The organism is Acidovorax sp. LjRoot118 (genome assembly GCF_964253575.1).
Classification (GTDB): Bacteria; Pseudomonadota; Gammaproteobacteria; order Burkholderiales; family Burkholderiaceae_C; genus Acidovorax.
In genome coordinates this window covers 2,923,984-2,942,055 of sequence record NZ_CAXURB020000001.1, presented here as the reverse complement: position 1 = coordinate 2,942,055, position 18,072 = coordinate 2,923,984, and the positions used below count along the sequence as shown (strand labels likewise).

At 68.3% G+C, this 18,072-nt stretch carries 18 protein-coding genes; 10 read left to right on the top strand and 8 right to left on the bottom strand.

Going from position 1 to position 18,072, the window contains the following annotated elements; genetic code table 11:
• Positions 1 to 67: 67 nt before the first annotated feature.
• Positions 68 to 2,317: an ATP-binding protein gene (locus tag ACSQ9E_RS13805; RefSeq protein ID WP_436218123.1), complete on the top strand. Its 2,250-nt coding sequence runs from the start codon at positions 68 to 70 to the stop codon at positions 2,315 to 2,317.
• Entirely contained in the window at positions 2,314 to 4,554 is a 2,241-nt protein-coding gene (locus ACSQ9E_RS13800; protein ID WP_436218122.1) for an EAL domain-containing response regulator, read from the top strand. Before ACSQ9E_RS13805 ends, ACSQ9E_RS13800 begins: the two co-directional genes overlap by 4 nt.
• 38 nt (positions 4,555 to 4,592) lie before the next feature.
• On the opposite strand, the gene ACSQ9E_RS13795 is transcribed toward ACSQ9E_RS13800, so the two are convergent.
• Positions 4,593 to 4,718, bottom strand: coding sequence for a hypothetical protein (locus ACSQ9E_RS13795; RefSeq protein WP_322593894.1), 126 nt, complete (start codon positions 4,716 to 4,718; stop codon positions 4,593 to 4,595).
• A 134-nt stretch (positions 4,719 to 4,852) separates the two neighbouring features.
• Here ACSQ9E_RS13795 and ACSQ9E_RS13790 point away from each other — a divergent pair, with 134 nt between their 5' ends.
• Positions 4,853 to 6,277, top strand: a complete 1,425-nt coding sequence (locus ACSQ9E_RS13790) for a PLP-dependent aminotransferase family protein (RefSeq protein WP_436218121.1) — start codon at positions 4,853 to 4,855, stop codon at positions 6,275 to 6,277.
• An 18-nt stretch (positions 6,278 to 6,295) separates the two neighbouring features.
• On the opposite strand, the gene ACSQ9E_RS13785 is transcribed toward ACSQ9E_RS13790, so the two are convergent.
• The gene (locus ACSQ9E_RS13785) at positions 6,296 to 7,213 is read right to left on the bottom strand and encodes a LysR substrate-binding domain-containing protein (protein ID WP_436218120.1); all 918 of its coding nucleotides are present in this window, start codon (positions 7,211 to 7,213) and stop codon (positions 6,296 to 6,298) included.
• Between the two features lie 156 nt (positions 7,214 to 7,369).
• On the opposite strand from ACSQ9E_RS13785, the gene ACSQ9E_RS13780 reads away from it, so the two are divergent.
• The 6 genes from ACSQ9E_RS13780 to ACSQ9E_RS13755 all read left to right on the top strand — a co-directional run bounded on the left by ACSQ9E_RS13780 (position 7,370) and on the right by ACSQ9E_RS13755 (position 12,902).
• Positions 7,370 to 8,500, top strand: a complete 1,131-nt coding sequence (locus ACSQ9E_RS13780) for an alkene reductase (RefSeq protein WP_436218119.1) — start codon at positions 7,370 to 7,372, stop codon at positions 8,498 to 8,500.
• Between the two features lie 54 nt (positions 8,501 to 8,554).
• Positions 8,555 to 9,583: a zinc-binding alcohol dehydrogenase family protein gene (locus tag ACSQ9E_RS13775; protein WP_436218118.1), complete on the top strand. Its 1,029-nt coding sequence runs from the start codon at positions 8,555 to 8,557 to the stop codon at positions 9,581 to 9,583.
• A gap of 35 nt (positions 9,584 to 9,618) precedes the next feature.
• On the top strand, positions 9,619 to 9,897 hold the full coding sequence (locus tag ACSQ9E_RS13770) for a putative quinol monooxygenase (RefSeq protein WP_436218117.1): 279 nt from the start codon (positions 9,619 to 9,621) through the stop codon (positions 9,895 to 9,897).
• A 417-nt stretch (positions 9,898 to 10,314) separates the two neighbouring features.
• The gene (locus ACSQ9E_RS13765; RefSeq protein WP_057269356.1) at positions 10,315 to 10,884 is read left to right on the top strand and encodes a cytochrome b; all 570 of its coding nucleotides are present in this window, start codon (positions 10,315 to 10,317) and stop codon (positions 10,882 to 10,884) included.
• A gap of 184 nt (positions 10,885 to 11,068) precedes the next feature.
• The gene (locus ACSQ9E_RS13760) at positions 11,069 to 12,028 is read left to right on the top strand and encodes a cation diffusion facilitator family transporter (protein WP_436178202.1); all 960 of its coding nucleotides are present in this window, start codon (positions 11,069 to 11,071) and stop codon (positions 12,026 to 12,028) included.
• 193 nt (positions 12,029 to 12,221) lie between these two features.
• Positions 12,222 to 12,902 carry a DUF1801 domain-containing protein gene (locus ACSQ9E_RS13755; RefSeq protein WP_436218116.1) on the top strand — a complete coding sequence of 227 codons (681 nt, stop codon included), beginning with the start codon at positions 12,222 to 12,224 and terminating at the stop codon, positions 12,900 to 12,902.
• Between the two features lie 133 nt (positions 12,903 to 13,035).
• On the opposite strand, the gene ACSQ9E_RS13750 is transcribed toward ACSQ9E_RS13755, so the two are convergent.
• From ACSQ9E_RS13750 to ACSQ9E_RS13735, 4 genes are read right to left on the bottom strand one after another with little or no spacing between them, the layout of a single operon-like run.
• A complete protein-coding gene (locus ACSQ9E_RS13750; RefSeq protein WP_057204545.1) occupies positions 13,036 to 13,686 on the bottom strand; it encodes a DUF599 domain-containing protein in 651 nt (216 codons plus the stop codon).
• Positions 13,687 to 13,701: 15 nt separating this feature from the next.
• Complete coding sequence (locus ACSQ9E_RS13745; protein WP_057204547.1) at positions 13,702 to 14,148, bottom strand: DUF6691 family protein; 447 nt, start codon at positions 14,146 to 14,148, stop codon at positions 13,702 to 13,704.
• A gap of 18 nt (positions 14,149 to 14,166) precedes the next feature.
• The gene (locus ACSQ9E_RS13740; protein WP_436218115.1) at positions 14,167 to 14,598 is read right to left on the bottom strand and encodes a YeeE/YedE family protein; all 432 of its coding nucleotides are present in this window, start codon (positions 14,596 to 14,598) and stop codon (positions 14,167 to 14,169) included.
• Positions 14,588 to 14,932, bottom strand: a complete 345-nt coding sequence (locus ACSQ9E_RS13735) for an ArsR/SmtB family transcription factor (protein WP_057269360.1) — start codon at positions 14,930 to 14,932, stop codon at positions 14,588 to 14,590. Before ACSQ9E_RS13735 ends, ACSQ9E_RS13740 begins: the two co-directional genes overlap by 11 nt.
• Before the next feature lie 124 nt (positions 14,933 to 15,056).
• Here ACSQ9E_RS13735 and ACSQ9E_RS13730 point away from each other — a divergent pair, with 124 nt between their 5' ends.
• On the top strand, positions 15,057 to 15,935 hold the full coding sequence (locus ACSQ9E_RS13730; protein WP_436218114.1) for an MBL fold metallo-hydrolase: 879 nt from the start codon (positions 15,057 to 15,059) through the stop codon (positions 15,933 to 15,935).
• Between the two features lie 67 nt (positions 15,936 to 16,002).
• Here ACSQ9E_RS13730 and ACSQ9E_RS13725 read toward each other — a convergent pair whose 3' ends face one another.
• Both ACSQ9E_RS13725 and ACSQ9E_RS13720 read right to left on the bottom strand, forming a co-directional pair.
• Positions 16,003 to 17,298, bottom strand: a complete 1,296-nt coding sequence (locus ACSQ9E_RS13725; protein ID WP_436218113.1) for an HD-GYP domain-containing protein — start codon at positions 17,296 to 17,298, stop codon at positions 16,003 to 16,005.
• Between the two features lie 135 nt (positions 17,299 to 17,433).
• Entirely contained in the window at positions 17,434 to 18,072 is a 639-nt protein-coding gene (locus tag ACSQ9E_RS13720; RefSeq protein ID WP_082604350.1) for a TetR/AcrR family transcriptional regulator, read from the bottom strand.

Genomic DNA, 18,072 nt, shown 5'->3' with positions numbered 1-18,072 from the left:
GCAAAAGTAACAATTCGTTATACGATATCCCCATACTGCCCTTCTACAACGCTTCCATTCCTCGCCCATGGGCACCGCCAGCGGGCCCCCCCGCACCTCTGAGGATTCCGCGCCCACCTTGCGCCTAAGGGTGCTGCTGCGCTTTGAATCGGCGCAGGTCGAGCATGCGTTTGGCGAGCACTACCTGTCGTTCTACCACCGCTATGCCCAGGGCGCGCTGGTGCTGGGCCTGCTGCTGGTGCTGGGCGACTTCCTGGTCGACTGGCTGGCCTACCCCACGGTGGCGGGCAACGCGCTCAGGCTGCAGGTGGCCGTGCCCATTTTGCTGCTGGGCCTGGCGTACACCTTTTTGCCGCAGACGCGCCGGCATTGGCAGCCGGTGCTGGCCGGCTTCATCGTGGCGCTGTCGCTGTGCCTGTTCTGGATATTGCTGCGCATCGATGCGGCCGGGGGCGAGGGGCTGACCTCGTGGGTTGGCATCCTGAACTTCACCTTTCTGGAGTTCTATTGCTTCATCGTGCTGGGCCTGCAGTTCCGCTGGGCGCTGATGGCGGGCCTGTCCATCCTCGCGGTCTTCTGTGCCACGCTGTGGTGGCACCCCGGCCAGTCGGCGGCCGAGGCGGCCTACTGGTCCTACCACGTGCTCACGCTGTTTTTGCTGGCGGTGGGGGTGGGCTGGTGGCGCGAGTTCATCGTGCGCAAGGACTATGCGGCCCAGTGGGCACTGGAGCGTGCGCGCCTGGCCGCCGAGCAACTGGCCCTGGTCAAGAGCGAGTTTCTGGCCACCATCAGCCACGAGATCCGCACGCCGCTCAATGGCGTGCTGGGCATGAACGAGCTGCTGCTCGGCAGCGGCCTGAGCAGCGAGCAGCGCGGGTGGGCCGGCGCTGTGCAGGCCTCGGGCCGGCACCTGCTGGCGCTGATCGACGACGTGCTGGATGTCTCCAAGATCGAGGCCGGGCAACTGCGGCTGGAGCGGGTCGACTTCGACCTGCGGCGCGAGATCGATGGCGCGCAGGCCATGTTCGTGCAGCCCGCGCTGGCCAAGGGCCTGGACCTGCAGGCGCAGGTGAAGTGGCAGATGCCCGAGTGCCAATTGGTGGGCGACCCGCTGCGCCTGCGCCAGATTGTGGCCAACCTCATCGGCAATGCGATCAAGTTCACGGAACAGGGCCGGGTGGCTGTGCAGGTGTGGGTGGCGCCAGCGCCGGTGGCCGGGCGCGCCCAGGTGGACATCGTGGTGCAGGACTCGGGCATCGGCATACCGGCCGAGGCGCAGCAGCGCATCTTCGAGCGCTTTGCCCAGGCCGACGGATCGACCACGCGCCGTTTTGGCGGCACGGGCCTGGGGCTGGCGATCTGCCGCGACCTGGCCCGGGCCATGGGCGGCGACATCGCGGTGCACAGCCAGCCGGGCGCCGGATCGCGTTTCACGGTGCAGCTGGAGCTGCCCATGGCCGGCCCGGTGCCGGCCCGTACCGAGCATCGTGAGGAAGGTGCTGCCGGGGCGGCTGTGGACGCCGTGCCCCGGCTGCAGGGCACGGTGCTGCTGGTGGAGGACCACCCGGTCAACCGCGCCGTGGCGGCGGGCATGCTGCGCAAGCTGGGCCTGGCCTGGCGCGAGGCGCACGACGGCGCGCAGGCCATCGAGCAGGTGCGCGCGCACGACTTCGATGCCGTGCTCATGGACTGCCAGATGCCCGTGGTGGATGGCTATGCCGCCACCCGGGCGATACGCGGCCTGCCCGATGGCCGCGGGGCCAGCCTGCCCATCATCGCGCTCACGGCCAATGCCGGTGCCGACGATGCCGCCCGCTGCCGCGCCAGCGGGATGGACGGCTTCATCGCCAAGCCCTATGGCATCGATACCCTGGCCGCGGCCCTTGCGCCCTGGCTGCAGGCCCGGAGTGACCCGCCCGTGGATGTGCCCCAGGATCCCGGGGTGCCGGCCGATGACCACGCGGCGGCCATCGACGCGCACGCGGTCGAGACCCTGCTGTACCTGGACGAGCAGGGCGGCACCGGGCTGCTGCGCGAGGTGGTGGCAGGCTTCCTTGGTACTGCTTCCAAAGGCCTGGCCGACATGGAGCAGGCACTGGCCGATGGCCGACTGGCCGATGCCGCGCGCATGGCCCACGGACTCAAGTCCTCGGCCGCCCATGCCGGCGCGCTGGAGATGGCCGAGGGCCTGCGCAGTGTCGAACGCCGTGCGCTTGCAGGCGATGCGCCAGCGGTGCGCCAGGGGCTGGCGCACCTGCACGACGCCCACCGCCGCACCGTGGCCGGCCTGCAGGCCGTGCTGGAGGCGCACCCATGAGCAAGGAGGCCCTGGCCCTGATCGATGGGCAAGCGCCTGAGATGGCCCCGGTGGCTGCCATCCGCGTGCTGATCGCCGACGACGACCCTGGCATGCGCGCCATGCTGCGGGCCGCCGTGCGCAAGCTCGGCTTCGAGCCCGTGCTGGCCGAGGACGGGGCCTCGGCGCTGCTGGCGTTCCGCCAATCGGCCTGCTCGCTGGTGCTGCTGGATGTGGAGATGCCGGGCCTCAACGGCTACGAGCTGTGCGGCATCCTGCGCCAGGAGGCCGGCCCGTTCGTGCCCATCGTGCTGGTCACGGGCAATGACGATGTGGCGTCCGTCGAGAACGCCTACGCCGCTGGCGCGACGGATTTCATCTCCAAGCCCGTGAACTGGCCCATCCTGGGCCACCGGCTGCGGCACCTGCTCAGGAACTTCGGCATCCAGCGTGACCTGCAGCGCGCGCAGGCGCGCAATGCGGCCATCCTCGATGCGCTGCCCGACCTGCTGTTCGAACTCGATGCCCAGGGCCGCTTCGTCCAGTGCAATGCGCCCGCCACCGAAGAACTGGCCACGCAGCACCGCGCACTGGTGGGCCGCACGGTCGGCGAGGCCCTCTCGCCCAAGCTGCGTGAACTGGCCCTGGCCGCCGCCGCCGAGGCGCGCACCCTGGGGCATGCCAGCCCGCGCACCTACCGCCTGCACCTGCCTGGCGGAGAGCGCTGGTTCGAGCTGTCGGTGGCGCGCAAACCGGCAGACGACGGGCAGGAGGGGCAGGAGGGGCCCACCTTCATCGCCCTGTCGCGCGACGTCACCGCGCGCAAGGAGGCCGAGCGCCGCATTTCCGACCTGGCCGACTCCCTGCGCCAGGCCAATGCGGATCTGCGCCGGGCCAACGACCAGCTGCAGCGCCAGGCCTTCGAAGACCCGCTCACCGGCCTGCCCAACCGCGCCATGTGCCACGAGCACCTGGACCAGGCGGTGCAGCGCATTGCCGCGCAGGGCGAGATTGCGGGCGTGCCCCGCGAGCTGGGCGTGATGTTCATCGACCTCGATGGCTTCAAGCCCATCAACGACAGCTTCGGCCACGCCGCGGGCGACGGCGTGCTCAAGGAGGTGGCGCGGCGCCTGCAGTCGGTGGTGCGGGGTGCCGAGCTGCTGGCCCGGCTCGGCGGTGACGAGTTCGTGGCGCTGATCGAATCGCCCACGGCAGGCGAGGATGCCATGCGCGTGGGCGGCCGCATCATCGAGGTGCTGCGGCGCCCGTATTCGGTGGGCCGCCACCGGGTCTCCCTGTCGTGCTCCATCGGCGTGGTGCTGCACCCCGCGCAGGAGCCCTCGGGCGACCGCCTGCTGGCCTGCGCCGATGCGGCGATGTACGAGGCCAAGCGCGCCGGCGGCAGTTGCTGCGTGCTGTACGAAAAATCCATGTCCGAGGATGGGGCCGAAGAAGTCCTGATGCGGCAGGCGCTGCGCGAATCGCTGGAGCGCGGAGAGCTGGCGCTGCATTACCAACCCGAGGTGGACTGCGTGTCGGGGCGGGTGCGCGGCATGGAAGCCCTGCTGCGCTGGAAGCACCGCAAATTCGGGCAGGTGAGCCCTGAGCTGTTCATTCCGCTGGCGGAGCGCTATGGCCTCATCGGCGCCATCGGCAACTGGGTGATCGACACGGCCTGTGCCCAGCTCGCGCAGTGGCGCGGGCAGGGCCTGCATTGCCGCATGTCCATCAACCTGTCGCCTTTCCAGTTGCGCCAGCCCGATCTGGTGGAACGCATCGGCCAGGCCCTGGCGGCGCACCGCGTGCGCCCTTCGCAGCTGGTGTGCGAGATCACCGAATCGACCATGATGGAGCACTCCGTGCAGGAGCGCGCTACGCTCGAACGCATCGCGGCCCTGGGGGTGCGGCTGTCCATCGACGACTTCGGCACCGGCTACTCGTCACTGGCGCACCTGCGCCACATTCCCGCCCAGCAGCTCAAGATCGACCGCAGCTTCGTCACCGACCTGGCCAGCAGCGAGCAGGCGCGCCACGTGGTGCAGGCCATCATCCAGCTTGCGCACGGGCTGCGCATGGAGGTGGTGGCCGAGGGGGTTGAAACGCAGGCCCAGATGCAGGTGTTGCGCGAGCAGGGTTGCGATCTGCTGCAGGGCTTTCACATCGCGGCCCCCATGCCCGCAAGGGACGTGCTGCGCTGGATGTCCGCACGCGACCTCTCGGCCAGCGTCTTCGGCCCGCTGGCCGGCCCGCCCGGCTGAGGGGCCGCAGGTCCTGGAACGCGCGTCCGCAGGTCGCGTTATTTCTCCCTGTCTTTGTCCTTTTCCTTCTTGCCCTGGTCGTAATGCCACTTGATGGCGAAGAACATGCCCGTTCCGAACACGAGCACCTTGAAGGTGATGAAGACGACGGGGACCCAATCCATTTTGTGTTTCCTCGCTTGTATGGACAATGGCAGGGAAATATCCACGCAATATTTGGATTTTTCCATGCATGTTGTTATTGTATGGATTTGTGCCCAGCTTGTCTGCGTAGAAAAATTCAAAGGAGCCATACAAGATGGAGGCAGCCCGCAAGCTCAAGAACCCCAACCGGGCATGGATCCGCCCCTTGATAGAGCAAGGCGGAGCCCGCTACCAGCAGATCGTGCGGCAGATCGCCACGGCGGTGGACGACTTGGTGCTGCGCCCGGGCGACCGCCTGCCGCCGCAGCGCGAACTGGCCACGGCACTGGGCGTGGACCTGACGACCGTGACCCGGGCGTACTCTGAGCTGCGGGCGCTGGGCCTGCTGGAGGCGCAGGGCGCGGGGGGCTCCTACATCAAGCGCAAGGCATCGGGCCAGGACACGACGGTCGACCTGGGCATGAACATCCCGCCGCTGCTGGATGGCTCCTTCTTTGCCCAGCTGATGCGTGCCGGGGTCGCCCATGCACAGGAGCGCATGGGCAGCGGCGATCCGCTCATGAGCTACCACGTGGGGGCCGGCGCGCCGGTGGACCGGCAGGCGGCCGCAGTATGGCTGCAGCCCATGCTGGGGGCGGTGGACCCAGGGCGCATCGTCATCTGCCCCGGGGGGCAATCGGCCTTGGGTGCGCTGTTGCTCACCTGCTCGCGCCCTGGCGACTGCGTGCTCACCGAAGGGCTGACCTACCCGGGTCTGCTGGCCGCGGCGCAGACGCTGGATCGGTCGGTCGTTGCGGTGGCAGCCGATGCGCAAGGCATGTCGCCCGATGCGCTGGAGGACGCTTGCGCACGCGGCGGTGCGCGCGTCCTGTACCTCAACCCCACCATCCACAACCCGACCACGCGCACGCTGTCGGCCGAGCGCCGCGCCGCATTGCATGCGGTGGCAAGCCGGCATGGGCTGGCCATCATCGAGGACGACCCGTACTGGCGCATCGCCGGCGATGCCCCGGCCCCGCTGGCTGCACTGGCGGGCCCGTCGGGTGCCAAGCATGGCGCGCCCGTCTACTACATCTCCACCCTGTCCAAGTGCCTGGCGCCCGGCCTGCGCACGGCCTTCATCGCCATGCCGCACGGGGCGGCGATCACGCCGGTGCTGGATGCCCTGCGCTCCATCAGCCTCATGCCGGCCTCGTGGATGACGGCGGTAGCGACCCATGCCATCGAGACCGGTATGGCGCATGACATGGTCAAGCTGGTGCGCCACGAACTGGCGCAGCGGCAACGCCTGGCGGGCCGCTTGCTGCCCCAGGGCGTGCAGTGCCACCCGCATGGCCTGCACCTGTGGCTGGAGCTGCCGCCGCTGGCCGATCCGTACCGGCTGATCCAGATCGCGCAGCAGCGTGGCGTGGGCGTTGCCGATGCCGATGCCTTCCGTGCGGACGAGTCCGTGCACAAGGCCCTGCGCATCTCGCTCGGCGGGGCCATGAGCCAGGAGCAACTGCGCGTGGCCCTCGAAAAGCTCTCGGCCATCCTGCAGGAGGAGCATCGCCCGGCCAGGGCCACGGGCATCGTGTAGCCATGCCTGTTTTGGTCCTCAGCGGCCCAGGGATGCCTCCAGCACCGCCGTGCGCGCCGCCACGAAGTCCCTGAGCGCCCGCACCAGCGGCGTGAGCTGGCGGCGGCTGGGCACCACCAGGAACAGCGGCGTGGGCTCCGTGGTCCACCCCGGGCACAGCGCCTGCAGCCGGCCCGCGGCCAGATCCGCCGCCACATCGAGCCCCGCCTTGTAGGCGATGCCCTTGCCCAGCAGGGCCCAACGGCGCACGGCGTCGCCGTCGTTCGACACGTTGACGCTGCGCACGCGCACGGTCACCTCGGGGCCGCCATCACCGGGCGTGAAGCGCCAGCGGTCATGCACCTCGTCGCCCAGCATGAAGCACAGGCAGTCGTGCCCCGTGAGTTCATGCGGGGTGGCCGGTGCGCCATGCCGCTCGATGTAGGCGGGCGATGCGCACAGCACGCGGCGCACGCCGGGCGCCAGGGGCAGGGCGACCAGGCCCGAGTCGGGCGGCTTGCCATAGCGAAAGGCGGCGTCCACCGGGTCGCTGTAGACATTGGCTACGCGGTCCGACAGCTGCAGGCGGATATCCACCTGCGGGTGCTGCTCCTGGAACGCGTGCAGCCAGGGCAGCAGCTCATTGCGCCCCAGGTCCGACGGGGCCGACAGCTGCAGCACCCCGCGCAGCGCCTGCTCGCCGGCCGCCAGTTGCTGGCCGGCCTGCTGCAGCGCGGCCAGCGCCGGGCGGCACTGCTCCAGGAACTGCTCGCCCTGCTGCGTGAGCCGCAGGCTGCGTGTGGAGCGCACGAACAGCTGCACGCCCAGCTCGGCCTCCAGGCGCTTGAGGGCTGCGCTGGTGGCGGCGGGCGTGAGGTCGAGCGCGCGGGCGGTGGCGGAGAGGCTGCCGTTGTCCACGGTGCGCACGAAGATGTCGAGGTCTTGCAGGGCTTTCATGGGTAAAGGGGCAGGGCGATGGCCTGATCTTCAATATTTTATTGAAAGTGGCTTCAATGGGGTAGGGGTTTTTCAATCATGCGCAAAGGCGGACCATTGCGGCATGTCAACGGCACTGTCGCCGTCCCGCCCTCACCGTCACCGGAGCCCCCGCTTATGACCGCCACCGCGTCCCCCTTGTTCCGCCCCCTGCAACTGGGCCCCCTGGCGCTGCCCAGCCGCATCGTGATGGCGCCCATGACGCGCGCCCGCAGCAGCCAGCCGGGCGACGTGCCCAATGCGCTGATGGCGCAGTACTACGCCCAGCGCGCCAGCGCCGGCCTGATCGTGAGCGAAGCCGCGCAGATCTCGCCGCAAGGCCAGGGCTACAGCTTCACCCCTGGCATCTACAGCGACGCGCAGGTGGACGGCTGGCGCCGCGTGACCGATGCGGTGCACGCCGAGGGCGGGCGCATGGTGCTGCAGCTGTGGCACGTGGGCCGCATGTCGCACGCCAGCTTCCATGCCGACGGACTGCCGGTGGCACCCTCGGCCATTGCGCCCCAGGCCCAGGTGTGGGTGGCGGGCGCCGATGGCGTGGGCCGCATGGTCGACAGCCCCGTGCCGCGTGCGCTGAGCGAGCAGGGCATCGCGGGCGTGGTCGGCGACTTCCGCCGCGCGGCCGCCAATGCCATGCGCGCCGGTTTCGACGGCGTGGAAATCCATGGCGCCAATGGCTACCTGATCGACCAGTTCCTGCGCACCACCTCGAACCAGCGCACCGACGCCTACACCGGCGCCACGCTGGAAGGGCGCACGCGATTTGCGCTGGAGGTGGCCGCCGCCGTGGCCAGCGAGGCCGGCGCCGAGCGCACCGGCATGCGGCTGGCCCCCTTCATCACCCAGCGCGGCATGGACTGCCCAGAGATCATTCCCACCATACTGCACCTGGCGCGCCAGCTTGACGCCACGGGCCTGGCCTACCTGCACCTGGTGGAGGCCGACTGGGCCGATGCGCCGCAGATCCCCGACGCCTTCCGCACCGCGCTGCGCCAGGCCTACCAGGGCCGGGTGATCGTGGCCGGCGGCTACGACGCTGCACGTGCCAGCCAGGTGCTGAGCGATGGCTTTGCCGACCTGGTGGCGTTTGGCCGGCCCTTCATTGCCAACCCCGACCTGCCTCGGCGCTTGCGCGATGGCCTGCCGCTGGCCGCGTTCGATGCCAAGGCGCTGTTCGGCGGCGATGCATCGGGCTACAGCGACTACGCGGCGTACGAGGCAACTGCCGTCGACCTGGAAATCGCCTGACCCGTTCAACTGTCTTCTTTTTTGCTTACGCTATCCCCTGAAAGGACCCGTCCCATGAAAGCCGTTGGTTACCAGCAATCCCAGTCCATCAGCCACCCCGATGCGCTGCTCGACATCACCCTGCCCGAACCCGTGGCCACCGGCCACGACCTGCTGGTGGAGGTCAAGGCCGTCTCCGTGAACCCCGTGGACACCAAGGTGCGCGGCAGCAGCTCGCGCAGCGCCCCGGTCGAAGGGCAGGACTACAAGGTACTGGGCTGGGACGCCAGCGGCATCGTGAAGGCCGTGGGCCCCGACGTCACCCTGTTCCAGCCCGGCGACCGCGTGTGGTACGCCGGCTCCATCGCCCGCCCCGGCACGAATGCCGAGCTGCACCTGGTGGACGAGCGCATCGTGGGCCATGCGCCCAAGACGCTCGACTTTGCCCAGGCCGCCGCATTGCCCCTCACGGCCATCACCGCGTGGGAAATGCTGTTCGACCGTCTGGGCATCGCCCCTGGCAAGAAGCCCGAGGGCAAGACGCTGCTGATCATCGGCGCATCGGGCGGGGTCGGTTCCATCATGACGCAGCTGGCCTCGCGGCTCACCAGCCTCACGGTGATCGGCACCGCATCGCGCCCCGAAACCCAGGCCTGGGTGAAGGAGCTGGGCGCCCACCACGTCATCGACCATAGCAAGCCGCTGGCCGAGGAACTCAAGGCCATCGGCTTCCCGACGGTGGATTACATCGTCAGCCTGACCCAGACCGACGAGCACCTGGCGCAGATCATCGAAGCCATTGCGCCGCAAGGCAAGTTCGGCCTGATCGACGACCCCCAGGCACTCGACGTGATGCCCTTCAAGCGCAAGTCCGTCTCCATCCACTGGGAGCTCATGTTCACCCGCTCGCTGTTCGGCACCGCCGACATGGTCGGCCAGTACCACCTGCTCAACGAAGTGGCCGCCCTGGTCGATGCGGGCCTGGTGCGCACCACGCTGGCCGAGCGCTTTGGCAGCATCAACGCCGAGAACCTGAAGAAGGCGCATGCGCTGCTCGAATCGGGCAAGGCGCGCGGCAAGGTGGTGCTGGAAGGGTGGGCGTGATGATGGCGCAGCCACAGCCGACCCCACCCTTGGTCATGTTGGCCGTTCTGCAGGCCCGGCCTGGGCAGCATGACCAGCTGCGCGCCGCTCTGAAGGCGCTGGTGCCCCTCACGCGCGAGGAGCCCGGGTGTATCGACTACACCCTGTTCGAGCAGGCCGATGCACCCGGCACCTTCTACATGCGCGAGTCGTTCACCGACCAGGCGGCACTAGATGAACATATCGCCACGCCGTACTTCCAAGCGTTTGCAAAGCGCTTCGATGAGCTGCTTGATCGGCCGCTGCACCTGATCTATCTGAACGAGGTGGTGTGATACGGGCCGGGGCCAGTGCTGGCGCCCCGTTGCACGCGGGCCTGAGCGCCTCAGGGCCGTGTGCCAACCTGTCTTTATAAGACGCCCTTAAGGCGCAGGCCGCAGCATGCAGTGATCTGTCTCCCGTAGCCACTGCCCGCTTGCATCACACGTTCACACCATCTCTGTCCAGGCCAGCCCATTGCGCGCTGGCCTGGGCGGGTGCGCGGCCCCTGGCTGGCCAGCGCATGCATACCCCCGACCCGATAGGCGATGTTGTCTTGGATCAAGCCCGTGCGGGTTGGTCTCTGTTGTACTGGCCCACAGGCCGCGGGACGTGCGCCGCCGTACGGACGCAGGCCCTCGCGTTGGCAGATGCTTCATTCAACGACAAGGCCCCCGCATGAACACCGATCCAACCTCTGTCCCTGGTATGCCATGAACTGGCGCAACACCAAACACCACTACGGTGCGCTGTCGATGGCGCTGCACTGGGCGATGCTGCTGCTCATCGCGGCGGTGTATGCCAGCATCGAGCTGCGCGGATTCTTCCCCAAAGGCAGCGGCTTGCGCCAGGACATGAAGACCTGGCACTTCATGCTGGGCCTGTCGGTGCTGTTGCTGGCGATGCTCAGGCTGGCGGTGGCCCTCACCAGCACCGTGCCCCGCATCCAGCCCGAGCCGGCCCGGTGGCAGCACCGGCTGGCCCGGCTGGCGCATTTCGCGCTGTACGGCTTGATGTTCGGCATGCCCTTGCTGGGCTGGCTGGCGTTGAGTGCGCAAGGCAAAAGCATCCCGTTCTTCGGCATGCAGCTGCCGCAGCTGGTGGCTGAAAACAGGTCGCTTGCCGACTGGGCGGAGGATATCCATGAGGCATTCGGCTCCGTCGGCTACGCGCTGATAGGGGTGCATGCCGCAGCGGCGCTCTTCCATCACTACCTGATCCGCGACAACACCTTGCGGCGCATGCTCCCCTGGGGCCGAACGGACGGGACGCGGCTGCCGTGAACGCCCCTGCCGCAGCGCGATCGCCATGGTGCAGGCCAGCCAGTTCCCCTCAGGAAGGACCCATGAACATCCCCCTCGCTACCAACGCACCCCTACTCGCCCGGAATGCCGTCAGGTGCGCAGGCTCACCGTTTCTTGCGAGTACGCTCGCCGGCCGCCGCCGGGCTCAGTCAACGGTGGTGACATGATTCAGGGCGGCAATTTCCCTGACGAGTCCGAGGACACGCAGCACACTGCGGCCGAGCGGGCGGCAGCGGGCTCGCGCAGCACCTGGGTCAGCGTGGGTGTCAACATCTGCCTGACGGTGGCGCAGGTGTCCATCGGCATCCTGTCCCAATCGCAGGGCCTGGTGGCAGATGGCATCCATTCGCTGTCGGATCTGGTGTCCGACTTCGTCGTGCTGCTGGCCGGCCACCACGCCAGGAAAGACGCCGACGAAGACCACCCCTACGGCCACCAGCGCTTCGAGACAGCAGCGTCGTTGGTACTGGGTGGGCTGCTGCTGGCGGTGGGCGTTGGCATGCTGTGGTCCGCATTTCGCAAGTTGGAGTCGCCCGAGACCGTGGCGCAGGTCCACATCGTCGCACTGTGGGCTGCGGGCGGTGCGCTGGTGGCCAAGGAGCTGCTGTTTCGCTACATGCTGGCGGTGGCCAAGCGGGTCAAGTCGAGCATGCTGGTGGCCAATGCATGGCATGCACGCTCGGACGCCGCCTCTTCGCTGGTGGTGGGCCTGGGCATCATCGGCAACCTGGCCGGCTACCCTATCCTGGACCCCATTGCAGCCCTTATCGTCGGCTTCATGGTGTCGCGTATGGGGTGGAGTTTTGGCTGGGACGCCTTGCATGACCTGATGGACCGATCTGCAGACGAGACCGAGGTTGCCGCCATTCGCCAGACACTGGCGCAGACGCCTGGCGTGCAGGGCGTGCACGACCTGCGGACACGCAAGATGGGCGACCTGATCGTGGTCGACGCCCACCTGGAGGTCGATGCCGCCATCAGCGTCGAAGCGGGCCACGACATCGCCGTACAGGCCCGCCTGCGTGTACTGCAGCGCCACCGCGTGCTCAACCTGATGACGCACGTGGACCCCTGGCGCCGGCCTGACATGGACCATGCCGGCCCCGCTGCGCCGATGGGCTGAATCCGGGCGAGCCCACCCGCACCGTCACCGCGCGCCCACTGCCGCTACCTGCCATCACCCATCACCGTTTGCTGCGCCAGGCAGACGGGGGCTGGCGCAACTTCACCGAGGGCTGTTACCCTTCGCACTCTTTTTATAGGCAGGCAATCACCCATTGGGGTGGCTGACCTGCCATTCACAGGGAGTGAACACCATGGCCAACAGCAAGCCAGAGACGAAGCCGCCTGCGCGCAAAGCAGCAGCGGCGAAGTCCCTACCTCCAAAAGCAAAAGCGCCCACCAAGGCGCCCGCGACAGCCCCCACCCCCACGAAGAAGACCGCAGCCCTGGCCAAGCCCGCACCTGCGGCAACCAGGAGCGTGGCAGCTCCGGCCAGGAAGCCCGCTGCCGTGGCCAAGAAAGCCGCAGCGCCCGCCAAAAGAACTGCGCCCGCCAAGAAGCCGCCCTCCGCCACACCGGCCAAGCCAGCCGCCAAACCCGGGCTTCTGTCGGGCGACAACCCGCAGATCGCCAAGGCCGACGGCGATGCGCCCGTGCAGGCCTATATCGCCGCAATCCCCGATGACTGGCGGCGCACCCTGTGCGCCCGGCTCGACGCGCTGGTCGAGTCCAACGTGCCCCAGGTGACCAAGGCCGTGCGCTGGAACTCGCCGTTCTACGGCATCGCGGGGCAGGGCTGGTTCCTGGGCTACCACGTGTTCGCCAAGTTCATCAAGGTGAGCTTCTTCAAGGGCGCATCGCTGAACCCCGCCCCGGCCGGCGGCACGGGCGAGGATGCGCGCTGGGTCAACCTCCATGAGGGTGGGCTGGACGAGGCGCAGATGGTGACGTGGATACGGCAGGCGGCGGCGCTGCCGGGGTGGGGCAAGAACTGAGAGCGGTGCAGCCTGGGGGGCGCAGCGGCGCGAAAGAGCGCCCGCGTCGGTTTGATGTGGCGCCCATGGCATGGGTGGCCGGTGGAGCCCGCCCCAGGGCCAGCGCGCGTCTTGCCCTCGTAGTACCCGCCTCTCACTCCCCCGCAGAAAACCGGTCGAAGTGCAGCAACGCCGCCGCCACCAGCAGCGCCCCCGCCACGCCCGCCAGCGGGTGCAGCAAAAAGGCCACTACCGGCACCAGCAGCATCAGCTGCCGCAGGCCCCAGCTGTAGAGCAGGCCGGCCTTGCGCACATAGGCGCTGCCGGCGGCGGCCCAGCGCTGGCGCTGGGGTGCGCCCACGGGCATGCCGCCGATGAAGCCCGCATGGTTGTAATAGCGCACGGCCATCACCGATGCGACGAGCGACGCGAACAACAAGCACAGCAGTACCAATTCCATGGCCAGCCGGGGCGTGACATGGGGCCAGTCCGCAGTGGCGGCGGCGGCCTCGCCCAGCGTGGCATGCAGCGTAGGCGCGGTGAGCGACAGCGCACCCATGAGGCCCAGCACGGCGGTGGACGCCGTCATGGTGGCCGACATCAGCGAGTTGCGCAGCGTCTGCACGGCCAGGATTTCGGAGCCCGGCTGCGCCGAAATGGCGGCAAACCAGTCTTCGCGCAACGAGGCGTGGGCCGTGCGTGCCAGCCGCCCGGGGGCCAGCCGCTGCGCAATGGCCAGCCAGCCTTCGTATGCGGCAATGATGCCCAGGGTGGCGATGGCGGCAAGCCAGGGGCTGGTGGTCATGGCGGTCAAGCCCGCTCAGGCCGCCTGGGGTGCGCTGCGCGCCCGCCTGCGCCCCTCCAGCCATTCAAAGGCGCCCATGCCTGCCAGCATGGCCAGCACGAATACAACGGCCTTGGGCTCGCCTGCCCCCAGCGACACGATGGCCGGCCCGGGGCAAAAGCCCGCGATGCCCCAGCCGGCACCGAACAGCAGGCTGCCCAGCACCAGGCGCCGGTCGATGTGGCGTGCAGTGGGCAGTTGCATGGCGCCGCCCAGCACGCTGGTGGTGCGTTTGCGGGCCACGGCGAAGGCGAACACGCCCACCAGGATGGCGCTACCCATCACAAAGGCGAGCGAGGGGTCCCACAGGCCGGCCAGGTCAAGAAAGCCGAGCACCTTGCTGGGGTCGGTCATGCCCGAGATGATGAGGCCCAGGCCAAAGACCAGGCCGATGCCGAATTCGGAAATGCGTTGGAGCTTCATGGATCGATCCTTCTGTGATCAGGCCAGCACGTGGCGGATGAGGTAGACGGTGGCAAAGCCCGCGCCCATGAAGGCCAGCGTGGCCACCAGCGAGCGCGGCGACAGGCGCGAGAGCCCGCACACCCCGTGGCCGCTGGTGCAGCCCGAGCCATAGCGCGTGCCCACGCCCACCAGCAGGCCTGCAAGCACCACCATGCCCCAGCCGGCGTCGATGCGCACCTCGCTGGCGCCCACCGCCAGGCGGTAGAGCAGGGCGGCGGCCAGCATGCCCAGCACGAAGGCGACGCGCCACGCAACATCCTGGCTGCGTGGGTGCAGCAGTCCGCCCAGGATGCCGCTGATGCCCAGGATGCGGCCATGCAACAGCACGAAGGCGGCAGCCGCCAGGCCCAGGATGAGGCCGCCTGCGAGCGCGGCCCAGGGGGTGAAGTGGTTCCAGTCAATCTGCATGGGGTGCCTCCGTGGGTGCACAGAATTGTTCGAACAGGGTCTGCATGACGGCCAGCGCCTGGGGGCTGGCGATCTGGTAGTAGATGTGCTTGCCGTCGCGGCGGGTGGTGACCAGCCCTTCGTCGCGCAGCACACCCAGTTGCTGCGACAGGGTGGGCTGGGTGATGCCCACCAACGCCTCCAGCTCGCCCACGCGCTTTTCTCCCTCGGTGAGCTGGCACAGCAGCAGCAGCCGGTCGGGGTTGGACAGCGCCTTCATCAGCCGGCAAGCGCTGTCGGCCGAGCGGCGCAGGCTTTCCAGGTCCATGGGGGTAGTAGTGGCTTCGGCCTGCATGGGTGCTCCATAGGTTGCGGGTTGCGGTGAGGTGGATCAATGTCGTGGTCGGTAGTTTATTGACAAACAAAATATCTGTCAATAAACTATAAACATCTTAATTGATGGCGCAAGGACACACACCATGCAACCGCACGACCAGCCCCAACCCCAGGTTCAAGCCTTCTTCGACCCCGCCACCTGGACGGTGACCTATGTGGTCTTCGACCACCCGGGTGGGCATTGCGCCATTGTCGACCCGGTGCTCGACTACGATCCCAAGGCCGGCCGCACGCGCACCGCGTCGGCCGGCAAGGTGGTCGACTTCGTGCGCGCGCAGCAGCTCAGCGTGCAGTGGATTCTGGAAACCCATGCCCATGCGGACCACCTCACGGCCGCGCACCACCTGCGCGACGTGCTGGGCGGGCAGATCGCCATTGGCGCCGCCATCACCCAGGTGCAGAAGGTGTTCAAGGGCATCTTCCACCTGGAGCCGGGCTTTCATGCCGACGGTGCGCAGTTCGACCACCTGTTAGCCGATGGCGAGTCGTTTCGCATCGGCAGCCTGCAGGCGCAGGCCCTGGCGGTACCGGGCCACACCCCGGCCTGCATGGCCTACCAGGTGGGCGATGCCGTGTTCGTGGGCGACACCCTGTTCATGCCCGACGTGGGCACGGCGCGCTGCGACTTTCCGGGCGGCAATGCGCACACGCTGTACCAGTCCATCCGCCGGCTGCTGGCCCTGCCGCCCGACACGCGCCTGTTCATGTGCCACGACTACCCGCCCGCCGGCCGCGCGCCCGCCTGGCAGACCACGGTGGCCACGCAGCGCGCGCACAACATCCACGTGCACGACGGCGTGGGCGAGGATGAATTTGCCGCCATGCGCACCCGGCGCGACGCCACGCTGGAGATGCCGGTGCTGATCCTGCCTTCGGTGCAGGTCAACATCCGCGCCGGCGACCTGCCGCCCAAGGACGACAACGGCGTGGCCTACCTGCGCATACCGCTCAATGCGCTGTGACCGTCTGTGAGTGCTTTGCTTGAGGGCGGCCGTGGCCTCGCGTCCTTTGCCGGATCGCCAGGGCCAGCTACCAGGCCTTCCCGGAAAAGCCCGACCACAGCTCGTTGAGGTCCGGAAACTTCCATTGGTCCGGGTCCTCGCGCGCCACGATCTTCTCGGTGCAACCCGGCTCGGCCAGATCGATGGTTGCGGGCGGAATGCGCAGGTCCGACTTGGTCGAGAAGAACACCTTGACCTTGGGCGAGGTCAGCGACTGCTGGCCCTGCTCGGTCACCACGCCGATGCGCCCGGAGGTCAGCCGCACCAGCGAGCCCACGGGGTAGATGCCGATGCTCTTCACAAACGCCTGGAACAGCCGGGGATCGAAGTGCCCTTTGGTCCACTCGGCCATGCGGCGCAGCGATTCGGCCGGATCCCAGCCGCGCTTGTAGGGGCGGTCGGAGGTGATGGCGTCGTACACATCGCAGACGGCCGTCATGCGCGCGATCAGGGTGATCTGCTCGCCCTTGAGCTTGTCGGGGTAGCCGGAGCCATCCATCTTTTCATGGTGGTGGCGGCAGGCATCGAGCACCGCAGCCTCCACACTGCCGCCCTCCTGCAGCATGAGATAGCCCTGCACGGGGTGGCTCTGCACCACGGCAAACTCCGCATCCGTCAGCTTGCCCGGCTTGTTGAGCACTGCCAGCGGAATGGCCGCCTTGCCCAGGTCATGCAGCAGCCCCGCCATGCCGGCCACGCGCGTGTGCTCTTCATTCAGGTTGATCTGCTTGGCCAGCGCCACCATCAGCGCACACACCGCCACCGAATGCATGTAGGTGTAGTCGTCTGCCGTCTTCAGGCGGGCCAGGCTGATCAGCGCGCCCGGGTTGCGGGTGACCGAGTCCGAGATCTCTTCGACCAGGCTGCGGGCGTTCTCCGAATTGACCGCCTTGCCCATGCGCGCCTCGCTGAACATCGAGACCATGGCCTGCCTGGCTTCTCCGCAGATCGATGCGGCCGCCTGCAACTCGCTGTGCATGCTGGCGGCAGCCCGGCCACTTGCGCGCCGGGGTGCCGGGGGCGGTGAAGGTGGAGACGGCGGGTCGACCTGCAGGGGCGGCAGCTTGTCGAGCATGCCGAAATCGGTCTCCACCTGAAAATCCGCCTCCTCGCGCGAGACGGAGCGCACACCGGCCGCCACGTCCAACCCCTTGGACGTGTCGATCCAGACCTCTTCGATGGACGCGGCCTTGATGCGCGCCAGGTCCTTGGGCTCCTTCAAGACGAACTTGGCCCGCCAGAACGGGTGGTCCATCCAGGAGCCGCAGAAATCGTGCACATACATACCCAAGGTAAGGTGCTGGATACTGATGCGCTTGAGCATGGGGGAGTGTCCTGTGGCGGCCAAGTGCCTGGTCCATTCTTGTCCATCGTCGGGCTGGTAACAAGCGGGTGATTGCCACTGTGGCAAAAACTCCCTTGCGGTGGTTTCGGGCAGTAGGTTCGCAGGGCAGGGCCCTCAGCCCGCCGCTTCGACCAGCGCGCGCCCCGCAGCGCGCAGCACCTTGCCCGCGCTGTCGCCCAGCAGCAACGAGCCACTGCTGAAGGCCCCGTCGATCAGCAGCGAGAGCTGTGATGCCGTGACCTCGGGCTTTTTCAGCCCCATGCGCTTGCACAGCGCAGCCAGGCGTTTGCGCTGCTCCAGCCGGTGCGCGGCCGATATGGCGCGGGCCGGGTGGGCCGGGTCGGCAAACTCCGCCGCCACGTTGAGCTGCGGGCAGCCGCGGTAACCGGGGCGCGCCACGCGCTCGCCCACCCAGGCGAGCAGGGCGTCGAGCTCGGCGGCGGCATCGGGTGCGTGCGGTGCAACGGCTCCGTCCCACTGCTGCCAGAACTCCCGGTCTTCGCGCTCCAGAAAGGCGGCGACCAGGTCGTCCTTGGTGCGGTAGTAGCGGTACAGGCTGGTCTTGGCGATCTGCGCGCGTTCGATGACCAGGTCGATCCCCACGGCGCGCACGCCCTCGGCATAGAACAGCTGGCAGGCCGTGTCGAGAATGCGCTGCTGTACGTCTCCCATGGGCGGCATGTTCGCGGTGGTGAGCGCCCCCGGGTCTGAATGGGCTGCGCTGGTGGTCTTGCGGGCGGCGGTAGGGCTCAT

Bases quoted from the DNA above. Each gene is read 5' to 3' on its own strand.
- ACSQ9E_RS13795 (WP_322593894.1), bottom strand. From the start codon at position 4,718: ATGGATTGGGTCCCCGTCGTCTTCATCACCTTCAAGGTGCTCGTGTTC.
- ACSQ9E_RS13765 (WP_057269356.1), top strand. From the start codon at position 10,315: ATGAACTGGCGCAACACCAAACACCACTACGGTGCGCTGTCGATGGCG.
- ACSQ9E_RS13760 (WP_436178202.1), top strand. From the start codon at position 11,069: ATGATTCAGGGCGGCAATTTCCCTGACGAGTCCGAGGACACGCAGCAC.
- ACSQ9E_RS13790 (WP_436218121.1), top strand. From the start codon at position 4,853: ATGGAGGCAGCCCGCAAGCTCAAGAACCCCAACCGGGCATGGATCCGC.
- ACSQ9E_RS13805 (WP_436218123.1), top strand. From the start codon at position 68: ATGGGCACCGCCAGCGGGCCCCCCCGCACCTCTGAGGATTCCGCGCCC.
- ACSQ9E_RS13785 (WP_436218120.1), bottom strand. From the start codon at position 7,213: ATGAAAGCCCTGCAAGACCTCGACATCTTCGTGCGCACCGTGGACAAC.
- ACSQ9E_RS13755 (WP_436218116.1), top strand. From the start codon at position 12,222: ATGGCCAACAGCAAGCCAGAGACGAAGCCGCCTGCGCGCAAAGCAGCA.
- ACSQ9E_RS13740 (WP_436218115.1), bottom strand. From the start codon at position 14,598: ATGCAGATTGACTGGAACCACTTCACCCCCTGGGCCGCGCTCGCAGGC.
- ACSQ9E_RS13725 (WP_436218113.1), bottom strand. From the start codon at position 17,298: ATGCTCAAGCGCATCAGTATCCAGCACCTTACCTTGGGTATGTATGTG.
- ACSQ9E_RS13730 (WP_436218114.1), top strand. From the start codon at position 15,057: ATGCAACCGCACGACCAGCCCCAACCCCAGGTTCAAGCCTTCTTCGAC.
- ACSQ9E_RS13750 (WP_057204545.1), bottom strand. From the start codon at position 13,686: ATGACCACCAGCCCCTGGCTTGCCGCCATCGCCACCCTGGGCATCATT.
- ACSQ9E_RS13800 (WP_436218122.1), top strand. From the start codon at position 2,314: ATGAGCAAGGAGGCCCTGGCCCTGATCGATGGGCAAGCGCCTGAGATG.
- ACSQ9E_RS13780 (WP_436218119.1), top strand. From the start codon at position 7,370: ATGACCGCCACCGCGTCCCCCTTGTTCCGCCCCCTGCAACTGGGCCCC.
- ACSQ9E_RS13775 (WP_436218118.1), top strand. From the start codon at position 8,555: ATGAAAGCCGTTGGTTACCAGCAATCCCAGTCCATCAGCCACCCCGAT.
- ACSQ9E_RS13720 (WP_082604350.1), bottom strand. From the start codon at position 18,072: ATGAGCCCTACCGCCGCCCGCAAGACCACCAGCGCAGCCCATTCAGAC.
- ACSQ9E_RS13770 (WP_436218117.1), top strand. From the start codon at position 9,619: ATGTTGGCCGTTCTGCAGGCCCGGCCTGGGCAGCATGACCAGCTGCGC.
- ACSQ9E_RS13745 (WP_057204547.1), bottom strand. From the start codon at position 14,148: ATGAAGCTCCAACGCATTTCCGAATTCGGCATCGGCCTGGTCTTTGGC.
- ACSQ9E_RS13735 (WP_057269360.1), bottom strand. From the start codon at position 14,932: ATGCAGGCCGAAGCCACTACTACCCCCATGGACCTGGAAAGCCTGCGC.